The following is an 18,219-nucleotide window of genomic DNA, read 5'->3' as shown; positions in this document are numbered from 1 at the left end:
GGATGACGGCCCAGGACGCCCTCGCGCTGCTGCCCGAGGCCGCGCTGCTCGCCGCCGCCGTCGGCGGCCTGCTGGTCGGGCTGTGGACGCCGCAGCGTGCCCAGCGACGCGTGGCCTGGATCGCCGTCGTCGGCTGCCTGGTGAGCGCGGCCGCGGCGGCCGCCGTGCTCGGCGACCCCGTGCGGACGGTCTTCAGCGGCACCTGGACGGTGGACGCGACCACGGGCGTGGTGCGCCTCGCGGTGGCGGCGGCCACGGCGGCCGTGGTCGTGCTGCTGCGCACCGAGCTGGCGGGTCACCCGCGCGAGACCGAGGCCTACGTGCTCACGCTGCTCGTCGCCCTCGGCGCCGACGCCCTCGCCGGGACCACCGACGCCCTGCTGCTCGTGGCGGCCTACCTGCTGGCGAGCGTCCCCGCGTACACGCTGACCGCCTTCCGCAAGGACGCCCGCGGCACCGAGGCGGCGTTGAAGTACTACCTGCTCAGCGCCCTGGTGGGGGTGGTGCTGCTGGTCGGCGCGGCCGCCCTGGTCCTCGGCACCGGCCGCACCGGCTACGCCGCCGTCTCGGCGTCGCTGCCGGCCGCGGCTCCCGCCGTCGCGGCGCTCGCCGCCCTCGGCCTGCTGGCCGCCGTGCTGTTCAAGGCCGGTGCCGTCCCCGTGCACTTCTGGGTGCCCGACGCCGTCGACGGTGCGAGCCCCGCGGTGGCCGCGCTGATCTCCACGGTCCCGAAGATCGGCGCCGTCGCCGCCGCGTTCCGTCTCGTCGCCGGCCCGTTCGCCGAGACCCCGGCGGGCCTGGCGCTCGGCGTGGCACTCGTCGCGGCGGCGAGCATGACGCTGGGCAACCTCGCGGCGTTCTGGCAGACCTCGCTGCAGCGGCTGCTCGCGTACTCGACGATCAGCCAGGTCGGCTACCTGCTGATGATCGTCGCGGTGGCCGGCACGGTCGAGCTCGCCGCCCCGGCGCTGCGGCTGTACCTCGCCGCCTACGCCGTGACCAACATCGGCGCCTTCGCCGCCGTGGCCGCCGTGCCGCGCCGCACCACGCTGGTCGGGTGGGCCGCCGGGGTCACGGGTCGCCCGTGGTTGCTGGTCAGTCTCGTGGTGTGCCTGCTCGGTCTGGTCGGCACCCCGCCCACGGCCGTCTTCCTGGGCAAGCTCGGCGCGTTCACCACCGCGGCCGACGGCGGGTACGCCTGGCTCGTCGTGCTCGCGGCGGTCAACTCCGTGGCGAGCCTGTTCTACTACCTGCGCTGGGTCGCCCCCGCCTTCCGGGCGGTGACGTCCACCCGCCCCCGGCGGGGGACCGTCCCGCGCCCCGCGGTGGTCGTCCTGCACACGGCCGCCGCGACGAGCCTGCTGCTGGGGATGACCGCCGGGCTGCTCGGCGCGTCCGCGTAGGATCGGGGGCATGACGAGAACGGCACCGGTCGCGTCGCGCCGCAGCGTCCCGCTGCGCGCCCTCGCGCTGTGGGCGGGCGTCTGCCTGCTCGTGGTGGCGCTCGCGCTGCTGCTCGTCTCGCACCAGCCGTCCGGGTCGTCCGGCCACGTGCACGGTCCCGGTGACGGCGTCCACCAGACCGCCGGTGCGCTCGCGGAGCCCGGGGAACACGACCACGCCGCGGACGCCCCGCGCACGGCGGCCTCGCCGGCCGGCCACGGAAGCCCGACGAACGACCACGACCACGAGACGCTCGTCGCCTGCACCCTCCTGGCCGCCCTGACCCTGCTGGCCCTGCGGCGGTTGCGACCCCGGCCCGCCGGCCGGGCGGTCTGGGCGCCCGCCCCGGCGAGCGCGCTCCTGCCGGCGCTCCCGCGCACCGCGCGCGTGCCGGGCACGCCCGAACCCGTCGTCCTGGGTATCTCGCGCACGTGAGGGCGCGGTCGTCGACGACGACCGCCCTGACCCCACGTGCCGGTGAACCCGGCCTCGCGACCGACCCCGCAGAAGGACCTCATGACCGCCCGGAGCACCGCGGCGGCGCTCGGCGCCGCCCTCACCCTGACCGTGTCGGCCTGTGCGGCCGACGGACCCACCGCCCCCGACGACCACAACCGCGTGGACGTGATGTTCGCGCAGATGATGATCCCGCACCACGTCGACGCGATCGCGATGTCGCAGGCGCTGCTGCAGGCCGACGGCGTCGACGCCGAGGTGCGCGACCTCGCGCGCTCCGTCGCCGGCTCCCAGAGCCAGGAGAACACCCGGATGAACGACTGGCTCGGCGCCCGCGAGCTCGAGCGGGTCGACGACACCGTGCCCGAGATCACTGCGCAGGACCTCGAGGCCGTGCCCGCCGACGAGCTGCAGGAGGTGTTCCTGCGGCAGATGACGGTGCACCACGAGCACGGCGTGCAGATGGCCGACCGCGTCGTGACCGACGGCTCGTCGACCGAGATGGTCGAGCTGGCGGCCGGGATGGTCGCCGCCCAGACCGCCGAGATCGAGCAGATGGCCGACCTGCTCGCGGCCGCCTCCTCCGACCCCGAGGAGTCCTCATGACGCGCGCCCGTACCCTCGTCGGCGGGTTCCTGCTCGCCCTGCTGCTCCTGCTCGCCGGGGCCGGACCCGCCTCGGCGCACACCAAGCTCGACACCGCCGAACCCGCCGACGGCTCGACCGCGCAGGGCCCGGTCGAGGAGGTCGTGCTCACCTACACGCTGCCGGTCACCCCGCTGGGCGAAGCCGTGGAGGTCACCGGCCCGGACGGTGCCGTGCCCGTCGAGGTCACGCAGTCCGACGACGGCACCGTGCTGACCGCGACCCCCGCCGAGCCGCTCACGGACGGGGAGTACACGGTCGACTGGAACGTGGCCGCCGAGGACGGCCACCCGCTGGACGGGACCGTGGTGTTCGCGGTCACCGGGGCCGCGCCCGCGCAGGAGCCGGCCGAGCCGGACGCCTCCGAGGAGCCGTCGCCCGAACCCGCGCCGGACGCGGACGCGGGCGTGACCGCTGCCGAGGAGGACGACGAGACGGCGGCGGGGTTCGCCGCCGTGGTGTCCCGCCTCGCCGGTGCCGCCGTCCTGTGGGGTGCGCTCGTGGCCGGAGGCGGGCTGCTGTTCGCGGCGCTCGTCCTGCGCGGGCGCGACCGCGAGGACGTGCCCACGGTGCTCACCGCCGTGCGCTGGGTCGGTCTGCTCGCGCTCGTGGCCGTCCCGCTGCGCCTCGCGGCCCGGGCCGTCGTGGTGGCCCAGGGCGAGATCAGCGCCGCCTGGACACCGTCGGCCCTGCGCGACGCCCTGACCGGCGACACGGCGCTCGTGCTCGGTCTGCAGGCCGCAGGCGCCCTGGCCGTGCTGGTCGGCGCACGGCGCACGCTCGCCGGGTCGTGGCTGGCCGTGGTGGGTGCCCTGCTGCTCGGCACCGGCATCGTGCTGGACGGGCACAGCCGCAGCGTCGGGCCGCACTGGCTGGTCGTGACCACCGACGTCACGCACCTGCTCGCGGCCGCCGCGTGGGTCGGGGGCGTCGTCATGGTCGGCGTCGTCCTGCGCCGCCGCCGCCGGGACGCCCGCCCCCTGGACGCCGGACTGCTGGGCAGCCGCTTCGCGGTGCTGGCCACGGGGTCGATCGCGCTGGTCGGCCTCGCCGGGGTGGCGCTGACGGTGGAGATCCTCGACCGACCCTCCCAGCTGTGGGAGACGAGCTGGGGGCTGTTCTTGCTGGCCAAGGTCGCGGTGGTGGCGGTGGTCGCCGCGATCGGTGCCTACCAGCACTTCCGTGTGGTGCCGCTGCTGCAGGCGCCGGGTCACGGGGCCCGGCGGGCCCACAAGGCCGCCAGCCTGCTGCAGCGCGGCGCGGGGCACGAGACGGGCTTCATGGTCGTGGTCGTGCTGCTGACCGCCTGGCTCGTCGCCGCCTCGGTGCACGACTGAGCACGCCCGTCGGTACGACCCTCTTGCGGCAGGCCTCGACGAGACACCTCGTCGAGGCCTGCCGCCCGGCCTCGACCGGGGTCAGCCGGCGGACCGGAGCCGGGGGAGCGCGTCGACCACGGCGTCCAGGTGCGGACGCACGTCCCCGTCGGACGGCAGCACGATGACGAACTCGCTGACCCCGACGGCCTCGTAGGCCGCCACGAGCGCCGGCAGGTCCGCCAGGTCGTGCTGACGCAGGCGCAGCTGGACGGTGCGACGGATCTCGGCCGGGTCGCGCCCCACGTCGTCGCAGTGCCGCGCCAGCACCTCGCTGAGCTCACCGATCCGCTCCGGGCTGCTCTCGGTGTCGTTCCACACGTCGGCGTACCGCGCCACCAGCCGCAGCGTGCGGCGGGGGCCGGACCCGCCGACCCAGATCGGCGGGTGCGGCCGCTGCAGGGGTTTCGGCTCGGCGACGGCGTCGGTGAGGCGGTAGTGCTCGCCGTGGAACGTCGTGGTCGGCCGCCCCCACAGCGAGCGGATGACGACGAGCGCCTCCTCGAGGCGGTCCATCCGGGTGCCCACGTCCCCGAGGTCCAGCCCGTACATGGTGTGCTCGCGCTCGTTCCACCCGGCGCCGATCCCGAACTCCAGGCGCCCGCCCGAGAGGTGGTCGACCGTCGTGGCGAGCTTGGCGAGCATCGCGGGGTGCCGGTACGAGTTGCCCGAGACCATGCAGCCGATGCGCACGCGTGAGGTCAGGGTCGCCATCGCGGCCTGCATCGCCCAGGCGTCGAAGACGGGGCGTCCCGGGTCGGGGCCGAGGGAGGCGATGTGGTCCATCACCCACACGTGGTCGAACCCGGCGTCGTCGGCCGTGCGCCACACGTCCGCGAACGCGGTGACCGGGGCGTCCTGGGTGAGCTTGAGGCCGAGTCGACGGTGCATCCCGTCATCCTGGCAGCGCGCACCCGGGCGCGCGACGGGTCGCGGCCCGGCTCCCCGCACGCGGGGCGGGCTCCGCGCGTAGCCGCGTGCACCGGGCCGACGCCTCCGTACGATGGCCGCATGCCAGCGCCGAACCGGCCGAGCACGGCCTACCTCGACCATCTCGCCGCCGAGACCGACGACCGCCGGGAGGCGGCGCTGGCTGCCGGGCCCCCGGGGGCCGCCGCCGGGGGAGCCCCGGAGGCCCTGGTCGCCGCGGCGGAGGCCGCGGCCTCGGCCCTGGAGCCGGAGCTCGCCGAGATCGTCCGGACCCTGCACGCGCACCCCGAGACCGCGTTCGCCGAGCACGCCAGCGCACGGCTGCTGGTCGAGGTCCTGGCCCGGCACGGCGTCGAGGCCGCCACCGGCGTGCACGGCGTCGAGACGGCGTTCCGCGCCGGGACCGGGCGGCCCGCCGACGGCCCGGCGATCGCGGTCCTGGCGGAGTACGACGCCCTGCCCGGCATCGGCCACGCCTGCGGGCACAACGTCATCGCGGCCGCCGCGGTCGGCGCGTTCCTGGCCCTGCACGAGGCCCTGGCCGCGCCCGACGCGCCGGCCGGGCGGGTCGTCCTGCTGGGCACGCCCGCCGAGGAGGGGCACAGCGGCAAGGAGGTGCTGGCGCGGGCAGGCGCGTTCGAGGACCTGGACGCCGCGATCATGCTGCACCCCTACGGCGTGGACGTGGCCGACCAGGTCTGGCTCGGCCGCCGCCTGCTCACCTGGACGTTCACCGGACGCAGCGCGCACGCCTCGGCGCAGCCCTTCATGGGGCGCAACGCCCTGGACGCGGCCAACCTCGCCTACACCGGCATCGGGCTGCTGCGGCAGCAGCTCCCGCCGGTCGACCGCGTGCACGCCACGATCGTCGAGGGCGGGACCCGGCCGAGCATCGTCCCGGACCGGGCGGTGATGCACCTGTACGCCCGCTCGAAGTACCCGGACACCCTGCGCGACCTCTCCCGGCGGCTCGACGACGTCGCACGCGGCGCCGCGCTCATGACCGGCACCGAGGTCGACATCGCCTGGGACGACGGCGCCCATCCCTCGCTGCCGGTGCGCACGAACCAGGCCCTGACCCGGCGGTGGGTCGCGGCGCAGCGTCGGCGGGGCCGGGACGTGCTGCCCGGCGGCGTGGTGTCCGAGACGCTGGCGGCGTCCACCGACTTCGGCAACGTCAGCTTCCGCATCCCCGGCATCCACCCGCTCGTCCAGGTCGCGGACCCCGACGTGGCGCTGCACACGGTGGAGTTCGCGGAGGCCGCCGGCGGCCCCGCCGCGGTCCGGGCCGCGGTCGACGGCGCGGCGGGACTGGCCGCCACCGCGCTCGACTACCTGGGGGACGCCTCGTTGCGCGAGTCGGTGCACGCCGAGTTCGCCGCGCAGGGCGGGCCCATCGACGTCCCGCACTACTTCGACTGAGGCGTCACGGCCGCGCGTCACCGGATCCGGAAGACGGTGTCCCCGCGGGGCTCCAGGTCCGTGACCCGCACGCTCGAGACGGCGGCGGCGGGCGGGCCGTGGTGCAGGTACTCCACCACGGACCCGACCGCGCCCTCGTCGCCCTCCAGCTCGACCTCGACGGTGCCGTCGGGCAGGTTGGCGACCTGACCGGCCACCCCGGCGCGCTCGGCCACCCGGGCCGTGGCGTCGCGGAACCCGACGCCCTGGACCCTGCCGTGGACGACGGCGCGCAGCCGGGTGGTCATGTCTCCACGGTAGCCCTGACCGGGGCCGTCGGCCCTGACGAGAGCTCTCCGGGGACCGTTGGCCATACTCAGTTGTGCGCAATAGAATTGCGTGCAACCATGAACGCATGCCAGACGTCGGCGCCTCGAAGGCCCTCGACCCGTTGCTGTGCTTCGCCGTGTACTCGCTCGAGCGACGCATCGGGCGGCTCTACGCCGACCTCCTCGCCCCGTGGCGACTGAGCTACACCCAGTACCTCGTCGTCGAGATGCTCGGCGCGAACCACGGCGAGCCCCTCACCGTCGGCGAGCTCGGACGGCTGCTGGACCTGGACTCGGGGACGTTGTCCCCGCTGGTCAAGCGGCTCGAGGCGCGGGGGGTCGTGCGCCGGGAGCGGAGCCGGGACGACGAACGCGTGGTCACGGTCGCGCTGACCGCGGCCGGGGACGACCTGCACGGGGAGCTGGGCGACGTCCAGCGCTGCCTGGCCGAACGCCTGCCGCCCGACCGCGCCGCCGCGGGCGACCTGCTCGCCCGGCTGCGCGAGGCCAACGACTACCTGGCCCTGCACGCCGACGCCTGACCGGGCGCGGTGAGTCCGAACGAAGGGAACGCTCCGTGCTGCAGAACATCGGCTACACCGCCGAAGCCCTCTCCACCGGCGCCGGCCGCGACGGCCGCGTCCGCACCGACGACGGCCGCGTCGACCTCGACATGGCCGTCCCGAAGGACCTCGGCGGCTCGGGCGACGGGTCGAACCCCGAGCAGCTCTTCGCCGCCGGGTACGCCGCCTGCTTCCACTCGGCGCTGCAGAGCGTCGCGAGGCAGCGGAAGATCCGCCTGACCGACACCTCGGTCGGCGCCCGCGTGCACATCGGGGCGGACGGCGACGGCGGCTTCGGCCTGGCCGTCGAGCTCGAGGTCGTCGTGCCCGACCTGCCTGCGCAGGACGCCCGGGCGCTCGCGGACGCCGCGGAGAGGGTGTGCCCCTACTCCAACGCCACCCGGGGGAACATCGACGTGACGGTCTCCGTCGTCGACGGCTGACACGCGCCGCGGGCGGGTCCCGGAGCGGTCCGGGACCCGCCCCCGGCGGCCGGGGCGGACGTCCGGTGCGCCGGACGGCCCGGACGTCCGCGCTCGCACGCGGCGCGTACAGTGTTCGGGTGAATCAACGAGGCGCAGGTATCGGCCAGATCGACAGCACGGACCAGCTCGCCCAGGGACGGGTACAGCTGCAGTCCACGGACACGTGGATCCCGGAGGGCATGGGGGAGACGTGCCGGCGCGCGGCGGCCGAGGGCATCGTGCTGCTGACGAACCGGAACGAGACGCTCCCGCTGGCTGAGAGCGCTACCATCGCGGTCCTCGGCCGGGTGCAGCGCGACTACTTCATGGTGGGCTACGGCTCCGGCGGCGACGTGCGCCCGCCGTACACGTGGAACCTGATCGACGCTCTGCAGGCGACCGACCTGCGGGTGGACGAGGCGCTGGCCGAGCGGTACGCGGCCTGGTGCGCGGACCACCCGGTCGACCCGGAGCCGGCCTGGGGCACCTGGCCGCGGTCGCACCCGGAGATGCCGCTGACCGCGGACGAGGTCGCGGCGGCCGCCGACCGCGCCTCCACCGCCGTCGTCGTCATCGGGCGCGCGGCGGGCGAGGCACGCGAGCAGGCGCTCGAGGAGGGCGGCTACTACCTGACCGCCGACGAGCGGGCACTGCTCTCCCACGCCAGCGCGGCGTTCGAGCGGACCGTGGTCGTCGTCGACACGGGCAACGTGGTCGACCTGGCCTGGACGCAGGAGTACGACCTCGACGCCGTGCTGCTGGCCTGGCAGGGCGGCATGGAGTCCGGGCGGGCCGTGGCCGACGTGCTCACCGGTGCGGTGCCCGCCGGGGGCAAGCTCACCGCGACGATCGCGACCGCGTACGACCGCTACCCGAGCGCCGGACACTTCGGCGGTCACGACCACAACGAGTACGTCGAGGACGTCTACGTCGGCTACCGATGGTTCGAGACCTTCGCCCCCGAGCACGTGCTGTTCCCGTTCGGCTACGGCCTGACCTACGCGAGCTTCGACGTCCGCGCCGAGGAGGTCGACACCCGCGACGGCGAGGTCGTGGTGCGAGCACGCGTCACGAACACCCACGGCGTGCACCGCGGCACCGAGGTCGTCCAGGCCTACGTCCGTGCCCCGCAGGGCGCCCTCGGCCGCCCGGCCCGGCACCTGGCCGCCTTCGGCAAGACCCGCGAGCTGGCGCCCGGCGAGTCCGAGACGCTCGAGCTGCGTTTCCGCCTCGACGACCTGGCGGCCTACGACGACACCGGCGCGACGGGCCACCGGTCGGCCTACGTCCTGGAGGCCGGCCGCTACGAGGTCCTCGTGGGCACCGACGTGCGCACCGCCGTGCCGTGCGGCGGTGCGCACGTCGCGGAGCTGCGGGTGGTGCGGCAGGTCACCGAGGCCGGCGCCGTCGCACCCGGGCACGCCTTCGAACGCGTCGTCGCCCGCACGGAGGGCGGTGAGGTCCGGGCGGCACGCGAGACGGTCCCGGAGGCGACGGTCTCGCGTCGGGACCGCGTGCTCGGTGCGCTGCCCGCGCCCGTCGAGCGCACCGGGGACCGCGGTGTCACGCTGGCCGACGTCGCCGCGGGGGACGCGTCGCTCGACGAGTTCGTGGCCCAGCTCGACGACGACGAGCTCGAAGCGCTGTCGCGGGGCGACTTCACGATGGACTCGAGCCTCGGCGCGCCGGGCAACGCCGGCGCGCTCGCCGGCACCGTCGAGTCCCTGCGGGCCAAGGGCGTCCCGGCGCTGACCACGACGGACGGTCCGGCCGGGATCCGCCTGGCCACGCACACCGCGCTGCTGCCCAGCGGCACCGCCCTGGCCTCGACCTGGAACCCCGAGCTGGTCACGACGCTGAACGCGCTGCTGGCCGTCGAGATGGCGGCGAAGGGGTCGGACATCCTGCTCTCGCCGGGGATGAACATCCAGCGCGACCCGCTCTGCGGCCGCAACTTCGAGTACTTCTCCGAGGACCCGCTGCTCACGGGCCGGATGGCGGCCGCCACGGTGCGCGGCATCCAGTCCGAGGGGCTGGCGGCCTGCCCCAAGCACTTCGCCGCCAACAACCAGGAGGACAACCGGGAGTACAACGACTCCCGTGTCTCGGAGCGGGCGCTGCGGGAGATCTACCTGCGGGGGTTCGAGATCTGCGTCGCCGAGTCGGCGCCGCGCACCCTCATGACCTCGTACAACAAGATCAACGGCGTCTGGGGTCACTACCACCACGACCTGGTCACCACGATCCTGCGCGGCGAGTGGGGCTTCGACGGCGCGGTGATGACCGACTGGTGGATGCGGGAGGCCGTCGACCCCGACTTCCCGGCCGTGACCAACGACGCCTACCGCGTGCGCGCCCAGGTGGACGTCCACATGCCCGGTGCGTGGGGGCGTGACGACCGGCACGGGGACGGGTCGCTGCTGGCCTCCCTGGCGGCCGCCGACGGCGTCACGCTCGGCGAGCTGCAGCGCACCGCGGCCAACGTGCTGCGCCTGGCGCTGTCGAACCCGCGGCTGTCCCCGGGCCGCTGACCTGCAGCGGCGCAGCGGCCGTCGTCGGCGTGGCCGACCCTGTCGTCCCGGGATACGATCCCGGGACGACAGCCGCTGGGAGGCGTGAGAGAACTCGTGAACAACCCTGCTGGTCCAGCAGACGGGCACCATCGTCATCGTCCGTCGTGCCGACCCTCCGGGGGTGACCGGTGCTGATCACCGTCGCCACCCTGCTCCTCGGGATCGTGGTCATCGCCGTCGTCATCGCGTTCAACGGGTACTTCGTCGCCCAGGAGTTCGCCTACATGTCGGTCGACCGGTCCCGGCTCGGCGCCCAGGCGGAGGCCGGGGACCGCAGCGCCGCCGACGCGTTGGCGGTCACGCGGCGCACGTCCTTCATGCTCTCGGGTGCCCAGCTGGGCATCACCGTGACCGGTCTGCTCATCGGGTACGTGGCCGAACCGCTCGTCGGGGAGTCCCTCGGTGAGATCTTCGGCGTCGTCGGCGTCCCGGCGGGCGTGAGCGTGGCGGTCGGCACCGTCGGGGCGCTCGCGCTGTCGACCGTGGCCCAGATGATCTTCGGCGAGCTGTTCCCCAAGAACCTCGCGATCGCCGCGCCCGACCCGTTGGCGCGGCGGCTCGCCCGCTCGACCCGGATCTACCTGGCCGCCTTCGGCTGGCTGATCACGGTGTTCGACCGCGCAGCGAACGGGCTGCTGCGCCTGGTGGGCATCGAGCCGGTGGACGACGTCGACTCCAGCGCGACCGCCCGCGACCTGGAGCACATCGTCGCCGACTCGCGCCACAGCGGTGACCTGCCCGAGGACCTGTCGATGATGCTGGACCGGATCCTCGACTTCCCGCAGCGCGACGTCGAGCACGCCATGGTGCCGCGCGCCCGGGTCGACACGCTGCACCCCGACGACACCGTCGGCGAGGCCCGGGCCGCCATGGCGCAGGCCCACACGCGGTACCCGGTGATCTCCGACGAGGACGAGCCGGTCGGTGTCGTGCACCTGCTCGACGTGCTGGCCGCCGGTGAGGCGCATGACACCCCGGTCGGCGACATCATGCAGCCGGCGACCGTCCTGCCGACCCTCATGCTGCTGCCGGACGCGCTCGCCGAGCTCACGGCGCGCCGCGACGAGCTGGCCTGCGTCATCGACGAGTACGGCGGGTTCGCCGGCATCCTCACCGTGGAGGACCTCGCCGAGGAGGTGGCCGGGGAGATCACCGACGAGCACGACGTCGAGCAGGCCGAGGTCGTCGAGCCGGAGGGCGAGGCGACCTGGCGCATGGGCGGGGACGTCCACCTGGACGAGGCCGAGCGGGTCCTCGACCACGATCTGCCCCGCGGCGACTACGAGACGATGTCCGGACTGGTGATCGCCGAGCACGGCAACCTGCCGGAGGTCGGGGAGACCGTGACCATCGAGCTCGCGACCGAAGCGGTCGAGCTCGCCCTGCACGAGCAGGTGCGGCGCCGGCTGAGCATCGAGGTGCTCTCCGTGGACCGCTACGTCCCGTCCCAGCTCCGGGTGACCTTGCACGAGGTCGAGGCACCGGCCGAGGACGAGGGGCACGAGAACGGGGACGTCGCGAGCGGCGACCTCGAGAGCGAGGGGGACCGGCGATGACGAACCCGTGGATCGTGCTGGCCGTGACGACGGCGCTCCTCGTGGCGAGCGGCTTCTTCGTGATCATCGAGTTCGCGCTGATCGGCGCGCGCCGGCACCGGCTGGAGGAGATGGCGCCGTCCAGCGGCGCGGCCCGCTCCGCGCTGCGGGCGACCAACGAGCTGACCGTCATGCTCGCGGGGGCCCAGCTCGGGATCACCGCCTGCACCTTCGCGCTGGGCGCCGTGACCAAGCCGGCCCTGGACGCCTGGCTCGGCCCCGGGCTCGAGGCGGTCGGCGCCCCGTACTGGCTCGCCGACACGGCCGCGTTCCTGCTGTCCCTGCTCGTGGTGACCTTCCTGCACCTGGTCCTGGGGGAGATGGCGCCGAAGTCCTGGGCGATCACCCACCCGGAGCGCTCGGCGATGCTCATCGCACCCCCGGCACGCGCGTTCATCTGGGTGTTCCGGCCGCTGCTGGGCTGGATCAACCGGATGGCGAACAGGCTGGTGGCCGCGACCGGCGTCGAACCGGTGGACCGGGCGGCCGTCGGGGGGCAGGACGCCGACACGATCCGTCACCTGGTCGACCACTCCACGAAGGAGGGGGCGCTCGACGACGCGCTCAGCGGCCCGCTGGCCGGTGCGCTCGACCTGAGCACGCGCGAGGTGTCCTCGTTCGTCAGCGCCGAGGCGGCACCCACGGCGGTGCCCGCCGACGCCGACGTGGCCGCCGTGCAGGAGGCCGCCCGACGCAGCGGCCACCTGCGCATCCTCGTCGACACCGGTGACGGCCCGCCCGGCATCGTGCACGTGCGCGACACGCTGCTGGAGCCCTCCGACCGCCTCGCCCGCGACCTCGCCCGACCGGCCTACGTGGTGCGCCCCCGGATGCCGGTCCACGAGGCGTTGTCGGGCATGCGCCGCGAGAGCGTGCAGCTCGCCGTGGTGATGGACGGCGACCTGCTGGTCGGCGTCGTCTCCCTCGAGGACGCGCTGGACCAGGTCATCCCGCGGTCCTGAGCCGGCACCACCGTTCGTCGGCACGCCGGTGCGCCCCTGCCCCCGTAGCCCCCGTCGCCCCACGGCGCCGGGGGCTACTACGGTGAGGGACCGACACGGGGTGCGCCCGTCGGGGCGCTGAGATCACACCCGTCGAACCTGAAGCAGCTCGCACTGACGAAGGGATGTCGCCGATGACGACGAACGCGCCGCACCAGCCGGTCACCGCAACCCCCCGCGGTCCCGTGCCGCGGGTGCTCGCGGTGGCGGGTTCCGACCCGTCCGGCGGGGCCGGCGTGCAGGCCGACCTGAAGTCGATCGGTGCCGCCGGCGGCTACGGCATGGCGGCCGTGACGGCGCTGACCGCCCAGAACACGTGCGGGGTCCGTGCCGTGCACGTGCCGCCGCCGGAGTTCCTGGCGGCGCAGCTCGCGGCGGTGTCGGACGACGTGGCCGTCGACGCCGTCAAGATCGGCATGCTGGCGACCGCCGAGGTCGCCGCGGTCCTGGCCGACTGGCTGCGCCGTACCCCCGCGTCGGTGCCGGTGGTGCTCGACCCGGTGATGGTGGCCACCTCGGGCGACCGGCTCCTGGACCCGGCGGGGGAGGAGGCCGTCCGCGGCCTGCTGGCGCGCTGCGACGTGGTCACCCCGAACCTGCCCGAGCTGGGCGTGCTGCTCGGCGAACCGTGCGCCGGGGACTGGTCGGCGGCCCTCGCCCAGGGCGCGCGGCTGGCGGCGCGGTGGCAGGTCCGTGTCCTGGTCAAGGGCGGTCACCTGGCCGGTGACCAGGCCCCGGACGCGCTCGTCGGGCCGGGCGGTGACGTGCAGCAGGTCGACGGCGTCCGCGTGGGCACCCGGCACACGCACGGGACCGGCTGCTCGTTGTCCTCCGGGCTGGCGACGCGGTACGTGCGCGAGGGGGACTGGCGCCGTGCGCTGATGGGCACCAAGGCGTGGCTGACGTCGGCCCTGACCGGCGCCGGTGACCTCGGCGTCGGCCGGGGGCGCGGGCCGGTGGACCACTTCGCGGCCCTGCGCGACGTCGTCGTGGCCGCCGGGGCCGAACCCGTCGGCGGGGGATGGGGTCCGGTGGCTCAGCGCGTGCCCGTCGACGTCTGACCGGACGCCGGTCGGCGGGCCACGACCTCGATCGTGTGCCAGTGCTTCGGGCCGCCGAAGGAGGTGCCGTCGGACTCGTGCTCGGTGACCTCGACCGTCTCCCACCCGGCGAACACCTCGTCGACCGCGGCGCGGTCGTGGAACGTCAGCCGGTCGGCGAGACCCGGTGCGCAGGCCCACTGGTCCCGTGGGCCGAAGAACGTGACCCCGCACCAGCCGCCCGGGCGCAGCGCGGACCGCAGGCCGTGCCAGACGTCCGGGAACTCCTCCGGGGGCACGAACGGCAGGGCGAAGGAGGCGTGCACCAGGTCGAGGCCGGGCAGCGGCAGCGCGGCACCGACGCCGACCCGTCGGACCCGGAGCGCGTGCCGGTGCCCGGGCGGCACCGCCGCCGTGACCCGGGCGACCGTCGACGGCGCCGGGTCGATCGCCAGCACCCGCCACCCGTGGCTCACCAGCGCCGCTGTCTCGACCCCGGCGCCGGCCCCCACGTCCAGCGCGAGCCGGCCCGCGCCGGGACCGGCGTGGCCGAGGAGCCGTCGGCACAGGTCACGGACCGGCCGCGTGCCCTGCCGGGCGTTGTAGGCGTCCCAGTGCTCGTCGTCGAAGCGGACCACGGGCCCAGGGTAGGCCCGCACCGGAGTGCCCGGAGCAACCGTGTCGGTGGGTGGTGCGAGAATCGATTCGATGCCCCCCACCGCGCGCGCCGACCGCCCCGCCAGCCCGTCCGTCCCGGCGGGGTCCGACCTGAGCACCCTCGCCTCCCTGCGCCGGTTGCTGCCCACCGTCCGTCCCGCGCTGCCGCGCCTCGTCGCCGGGCTGGTCGCGGCGCTCGGTGCCAGCCTGGCGGCCCTCGCGATCCCGCGCGTGCTGCAGGTGCTCGTCGAGGGTCCGTTGGCCGCCGGCGCGGCGGCCGGCGACCCTGCGGCGCTGCTGTGGCCCACGCTGGCCGTGCTCGCCCTCGGGCTGCTGGAGGCCGGACTGATCCTCCTGCGCCGCACGCTCGTGATGTACCCCGGCACGCGGGTCGAGGCGGCGCTGCGCACCACGCTGTTCCGTCACCTGCTCCAGCTGCCCGCCTCCTTCCACGACCGGTGGGCCGGTGGCCAGCTGCTCAGCCGCTCCATGACCGACCTGGGGCTGCTGCGCCGCTGGCTGGTCTTCGGGCTCCTGCAGCTGGTGGTCAGCACGATCACCGTCGTCGTCGGCATCGCCGTGCTGGTCGCCACGGCGGGATGGCTGGGGCTCGTCTACCTCGTCGGCGCGGTCCCCGTCGTCGTCATCGCCTACCGCTTCTCGCGCCGGTACCGCGTCATCGCCCGGACGTCCCAGGACCAGTCCGGCGACCTCGCCAACACCGTCGAGGAGTCCGTGCACGGCATCCGGGTGCTCAAGGCCTTCGGGCGCGGGGGCGACGCCCTGGAGTCCTTCACGGGACAGGCCGAGCAGCTGCGTCGCACCGAGATCCGCAAGGCCGGCAACCAGGCGACGGTCACCACCGCCCTGCACCTCATCCCCGAGGCCACCCTGGCGGTCTGCCTCGTCCTCGGCGTCTGGTCGGCCGCCGAGGGGCAGCTCACCGTCGGGGCCCTGGCCGCCTTCTTCCTCACCGCCGCCGTCATCAACGGTCCCGTCGTCGACCTCGGCATGACCCTGTCCATGACGCTGAACGCGCGGACCGCCGTCGACCGCTTCTTCGAGGTCGTCGAGACCGCGAACCCGCTGACGGACCCCGCCGAGCCCCGTGAGCTCGGCACCGTGCGCGGTGACGTCACGCTGCGTGACGTGACCTTCCGCCACGAGGCCGACGAGCCCCCGGTCCTGGACGGCGTCGACCTCGACCTGCCGGCCGGCACCACGACCGCGCTCGTCGGGCTCACGGGCTCCGGCAAGTCGACGCTGGCGATGCTCCTGCCCCGTCTCCACGACGTGACCACCGGGTCCGTCCGCCTCGACGGCATCGACGTGCGCGACCTGCGTCGCCACGACCTGCGTCGCGCGGTCGCCGTCGCCTTCGAGGAGCCGACGCTGTTCTCCACCACCGTCCGCGAGAACGTCCTGCTCGGTGTCGACGACTCCCTGCCCGCGCCTGAGCGGGAGGGGCTGCTGCACAGCTCCCTCGACGTCGCCCGGGCCGGGTTCGTCCACGACCTGCCCCAGGGTGTCGACACCCGGATCGGCGAGGAGGGCCTGTCGCTGTCGGGCGGGCAGCGGCAACGCCTGGCCCTGGCCCGCGCCATCGCGGCCCGGCCCCGCGTCCTCGTCCTGGACGACCCGCTGTCCGCACTCGACGTCACCACCGAGGAGGCCGTCACCCGCGGGCTGCGCGAGGTGCTGGCGGGCACCACGAGCCTCGTCATCGCCCACCGTCCCTCGACGGTCGCGCTCGCGGACCGGGTCGCCGTCCTGTCCGGCGGCCGCATCAGCGCGGTGGGCACCCACCGCGAGCTGCTCGCCCGCGACCCCCACTACCGCTACGTCGTCGCCTCGCTCGAGGAGGACTGGGTGGCCCACGAGCACGAGACCGACGTGACCCAGGAGGCGCGATGACCGCGGCCACCGGACGTCTGCGCCCCACCGACGCGCGGGCCGACGACGCCACCGACCTCGACCGGGGCACCTCCCGGGCCGTGCGGCGCCGCTCGCTGCACCTGCTCGGCCAGCTCCTGCGCCCCCGCGCCGGGGCGCTCGCCGGGGCCGGCGCGCTCGTGGTGATCAGCACGCTGGCCCAGGTCTCCGGGCCGTTGCTGGTCCAGGCCGCGATCGACACGGCGCTGCCCGCCCTGCGCGAGGGCGACCCGACCCGGCTGGTCCTCGTCGGCGGCATCTACGTGCTGGCGGCCGTGCTCGGCGGGCTGTGCGCGGGCGCCTACGTGCGTGCCGCGGCCCGGGTCGCCCAGAGCGTCCTGCTCGAGCTGCGCCGCCGCGTCTTCCGGCACACCCAGCGGCTCTCCCTGGAGTTCCACGAGTCGTACACGTCGGGCCGGGTGATCAGCCGCCAGACCTCCGACCTGGAGGCGTTGCGCGAGCTGTTCGACGGCGGGCTGACCGGCGTGGTCTCGTCGCTGATGCTCATGGTCTTCACCGCCGGCGCGCTCTTCTACGTCGACTGGCGCTCGGGGCTGGTGCTCCTGGCGGCCCTCGTGCCGGCCTGGCTCCTGACGCGCTGGTTCCAGCGCCGCTCGCAGCAGTCCTACCGCGAGCAGCGCACCGCCTCGGCACGGCTGATCGTGAAGTTCGTCGAGACCATGACCGGCATGCGCGCGGTCCAGGCCTTCCGCAGGGAGGCCACCGACGACGCCGAGTACGGCCGGCTCGGCGAGCAGTACCGCGACGCGAACCTGCGGATCTTCGGGGTCAACGGCCGGTACCAGCCGGGACTGGTGCTCATCGGGAACCTGACGGTCGCCGCCGCCCTCGCCTACGGCGGATGGCGCGTGGTCGAGGGCTCCCTGGACGTCGGCGCGCTCGTCGCCGTCCTGCTGTACGTGAAGCGGTTCTTCCAGCCCATCCAGCAGCTCGGCATGTTCTACAACGCGCTGCAGTCGGCCGTCGCCGCGCTCGAGAAGGTGTCCGGCCTGCTCGCCGAGGAACCCACCGTCGTCGAGCCGTCCGACCCCACACCCCTGCCGTCACCGCGCGGCGAGATCCGCCTGCAGGACGTCACCTTCGGCTACGGGGACGGCCCGGTGGTGCTGCCCCGGCTGGACCTGACGATCCCGGCCGGTCAGACCGTCGCCCTGGTCGGGTCCACCGGTGCCGGCAAGTCCACCCTCGCCAAGCTCGTCACGCGGTTCTACGACGCCAGCGCGGGACGGGTGCTGCTGGACGGCGTGGACGTCCGCGACGTCTCCGGCACTGACCTGCGCCGTGCCGTCGTCATGGTCACCCAGGAGGCCTACCTGTTCAGCGGGTCGGTGCGGGAGAACATCGCCCTGGGGAGGCCGGACGCCACCGACGCGGAGGTCGAGGCCGCGGCACGCGCCGTCGGTGTGCACGAGTTCGTGACGAGCCTGCCCGAGGGCTACGACACCGACGTCAACAAGCGCGGCGGCCGCGTGTCGTCCGGGCAGCGCCAGCTGCTCAGCTTCGCGCGGGCCTTCCTCGCGGACCCCGCGGTGCTGGTCCTCGACGAGGCGACCAGCTCGCTCGACATCCCGGGCGAGCGGCTGGTGCAGCGTGGCCTGCAGACCCTTCTGGCCGACCGGACCGCGATCATCATCGCCCACCGGCTCTCCACGGTGGACATCGCCGACCGGGTGCTCGTGCTCGAGCACGGTCGCGTCCTGGAGGACGGCGCACCGGCGGACCTGGTGGCCGCCGGCGGACGCTACGCGGCGATGCAGGCCGCGTGGCGCGACTCCGTGGCCTGAGACGGCAGG

General features: G+C 74.8%; 16 protein-coding genes and 1 riboswitch. Of the genes, 13 read left to right on the top strand and 3 right to left on the bottom strand.

Annotated elements, in window-relative coordinates; all coding sequences use genetic code 11:
* The first annotated feature begins 2 nt into the window (after positions 1-2).
* The 4 genes from Q6350_RS14555 to Q6350_RS14540 all read left to right on the top strand — a co-directional run bounded on the left by Q6350_RS14555 (position 3) and on the right by Q6350_RS14540 (position 3,881).
* A complete protein-coding gene (locus Q6350_RS14555) occupies positions 3-1,403 on the top strand; it encodes an NADH-quinone oxidoreductase subunit N (RefSeq protein WP_305066565.1) in 1,401 nt (466 codons plus the stop codon).
* Between the two features lie 10 nt (positions 1,404-1,413).
* Positions 1,414-1,878 (top strand): hypothetical protein, encoded by a 465-nt coding sequence (locus tag Q6350_RS14550; protein WP_305066564.1) that lies wholly within the window; start codon positions 1,414-1,416, stop codon positions 1,876-1,878.
* 81 nt (positions 1,879-1,959) lie between these two features.
* Entirely contained in the window at positions 1,960-2,505 is a 546-nt protein-coding gene (locus Q6350_RS14545; protein ID WP_305066563.1) for a DUF305 domain-containing protein, read from the top strand.
* The gene (locus Q6350_RS14540) at positions 2,502-3,881 is read left to right on the top strand and encodes a copper resistance CopC/CopD family protein (RefSeq protein ID WP_305066560.1); all 1,380 of its coding nucleotides are present in this window, start codon (positions 2,502-2,504) and stop codon (positions 3,879-3,881) included. The genes Q6350_RS14545 and Q6350_RS14540 overlap by 4 nt, the downstream gene beginning before the upstream one ends.
* Before the next feature lie 81 nt (positions 3,882-3,962).
* Here the strand turns inward: Q6350_RS14540 and Q6350_RS14535 are convergent, their stop codons facing one another.
* Positions 3,963-4,811, bottom strand: a complete 849-nt coding sequence (locus tag Q6350_RS14535; protein ID WP_305066559.1) for an LLM class F420-dependent oxidoreductase — start codon at positions 4,809-4,811, stop codon at positions 3,963-3,965.
* Positions 4,812-4,931: 120 nt separating this feature from the next.
* On the opposite strand from Q6350_RS14535, the gene Q6350_RS14530 reads away from it, so the two are divergent.
* A complete protein-coding gene (locus Q6350_RS14530) occupies positions 4,932-6,272 on the top strand; it encodes an amidohydrolase (RefSeq protein WP_304603932.1) in 1,341 nt (446 codons plus the stop codon).
* Positions 6,273-6,289: 17 nt separating this feature from the next.
* Here Q6350_RS14530 and Q6350_RS14525 read toward each other — a convergent pair whose 3' ends face one another.
* Positions 6,290-6,559, bottom strand: a complete 270-nt coding sequence (locus Q6350_RS14525; protein ID WP_171245754.1) for an acylphosphatase — start codon at positions 6,557-6,559, stop codon at positions 6,290-6,292.
* A gap of 107 nt (positions 6,560-6,666) precedes the next feature.
* On the opposite strand from Q6350_RS14525, the gene Q6350_RS14520 reads away from it, so the two are divergent.
* The 6 genes from Q6350_RS14520 (at position 6,667) to thiD (ending at position 13,837) form a co-directional block, all read left to right on the top strand.
* Complete coding sequence (locus Q6350_RS14520) at positions 6,667-7,122, top strand: MarR family winged helix-turn-helix transcriptional regulator (RefSeq protein WP_304603931.1); 456 nt, start codon at positions 6,667-6,669, stop codon at positions 7,120-7,122.
* Positions 7,123-7,157: 35 nt separating this feature from the next.
* Positions 7,158-7,586, top strand: coding sequence for an organic hydroperoxide resistance protein (locus Q6350_RS14515; protein WP_369810863.1), 429 nt, complete (start codon positions 7,158-7,160; stop codon positions 7,584-7,586).
* 119 nt (positions 7,587-7,705) lie between these two features.
* A complete protein-coding gene (locus Q6350_RS14510) occupies positions 7,706-10,138 on the top strand; it encodes a glycoside hydrolase family 3 protein (RefSeq protein ID WP_304607696.1) in 2,433 nt (810 codons plus the stop codon).
* A 170-nt stretch (positions 10,139-10,308) separates the two neighbouring features.
* A complete protein-coding gene (locus Q6350_RS14505; RefSeq protein WP_304603929.1) occupies positions 10,309-11,736 on the top strand; it encodes a hemolysin family protein in 1,428 nt (475 codons plus the stop codon).
* On the top strand, positions 11,733-12,737 hold the full coding sequence (locus Q6350_RS14500; RefSeq protein WP_304603928.1) for a hemolysin family protein: 1,005 nt from the start codon (positions 11,733-11,735) through the stop codon (positions 12,735-12,737). The genes Q6350_RS14505 and Q6350_RS14500 overlap by 4 nt, the downstream gene beginning before the upstream one ends.
* A gap of 86 nt (positions 12,738-12,823) precedes the next feature.
* Positions 12,824-12,919: riboswitch (TPP riboswitch) on the top strand.
* Entirely contained in the window at positions 12,911-13,837 is a 927-nt protein-coding gene (thiD, locus tag Q6350_RS14495) for a bifunctional hydroxymethylpyrimidine kinase/phosphomethylpyrimidine kinase (RefSeq protein ID WP_369810862.1), read from the top strand. (Overlaps the previous riboswitch by 9 nt.)
* Here thiD and Q6350_RS14490 read toward each other — a convergent pair.
* A complete protein-coding gene (locus Q6350_RS14490; protein WP_304603927.1) occupies positions 13,813-14,454 on the bottom strand; it encodes a class I SAM-dependent methyltransferase in 642 nt (213 codons plus the stop codon). The two genes, thiD and Q6350_RS14490, sit on opposite strands and share 25 nt — an antisense overlap.
* Positions 14,455-14,524: 70 nt before the next feature.
* Here Q6350_RS14490 and Q6350_RS14485 point away from each other — a divergent pair, with 70 nt between their 5' ends.
* Positions 14,525-16,387, top strand: a complete 1,863-nt coding sequence (locus tag Q6350_RS14485) for an ABC transporter ATP-binding protein (protein ID WP_305066556.1) — start codon at positions 14,525-14,527, stop codon at positions 16,385-16,387.
* Entirely contained in the window at positions 16,384-18,210 is a 1,827-nt protein-coding gene (locus Q6350_RS14480) for an ABC transporter ATP-binding protein (RefSeq protein ID WP_304603925.1), read from the top strand. The genes Q6350_RS14485 and Q6350_RS14480 overlap by 4 nt, the downstream gene beginning before the upstream one ends.
* Positions 18,211-18,219 lie beyond the last annotated feature (9 nt).

Origin of the sequence: Isoptericola sp. b515, assembly GCF_030588125.1 — a bacterium.
GTDB classification, from domain to species: Bacteria; Actinomycetota; Actinomycetes; order Actinomycetales; family Cellulomonadaceae; genus Isoptericola; species Isoptericola sediminis.
This window is presented reverse-complemented; position numbering and strand designations above follow the sequence as displayed.

Coding starts and splice junctions, on each gene's coding strand:
- Q6350_RS14555 (WP_305066565.1), top strand. CDS start 3: ATGACGGCCCAGGACGCCCTCGCGCTGCTGCCCGAGGCCGCGCTGCTC.
- Q6350_RS14550 (WP_305066564.1), top strand. CDS start 1,414: ATGACGAGAACGGCACCGGTCGCGTCGCGCCGCAGCGTCCCGCTGCGC.
- Q6350_RS14545 (WP_305066563.1), top strand. CDS start 1,960: ATGACCGCCCGGAGCACCGCGGCGGCGCTCGGCGCCGCCCTCACCCTG.
- Q6350_RS14540 (WP_305066560.1), top strand. CDS start 2,502: ATGACGCGCGCCCGTACCCTCGTCGGCGGGTTCCTGCTCGCCCTGCTG.
- Q6350_RS14535 (WP_305066559.1), bottom strand. CDS start 4,811: ATGCACCGTCGACTCGGCCTCAAGCTCACCCAGGACGCCCCGGTCACC.
- Q6350_RS14530 (WP_304603932.1), top strand. CDS start 4,932: ATGCCAGCGCCGAACCGGCCGAGCACGGCCTACCTCGACCATCTCGCC.
- Q6350_RS14525 (WP_171245754.1), bottom strand. CDS start 6,559: ATGACCACCCGGCTGCGCGCCGTCGTCCACGGCAGGGTCCAGGGCGTC.
- Q6350_RS14520 (WP_304603931.1), top strand. CDS start 6,667: ATGCCAGACGTCGGCGCCTCGAAGGCCCTCGACCCGTTGCTGTGCTTC.
- Q6350_RS14500 (WP_304603928.1), top strand. CDS start 11,733: ATGACGAACCCGTGGATCGTGCTGGCCGTGACGACGGCGCTCCTCGTG.
- thiD (WP_369810862.1), top strand. CDS start 12,911: ATGACGACGAACGCGCCGCACCAGCCGGTCACCGCAACCCCCCGCGGT.
- Q6350_RS14485 (WP_305066556.1), top strand. CDS start 14,525: ATGCCCCCCACCGCGCGCGCCGACCGCCCCGCCAGCCCGTCCGTCCCG.
- Q6350_RS14480 (WP_304603925.1), top strand. CDS start 16,384: ATGACCGCGGCCACCGGACGTCTGCGCCCCACCGACGCGCGGGCCGAC.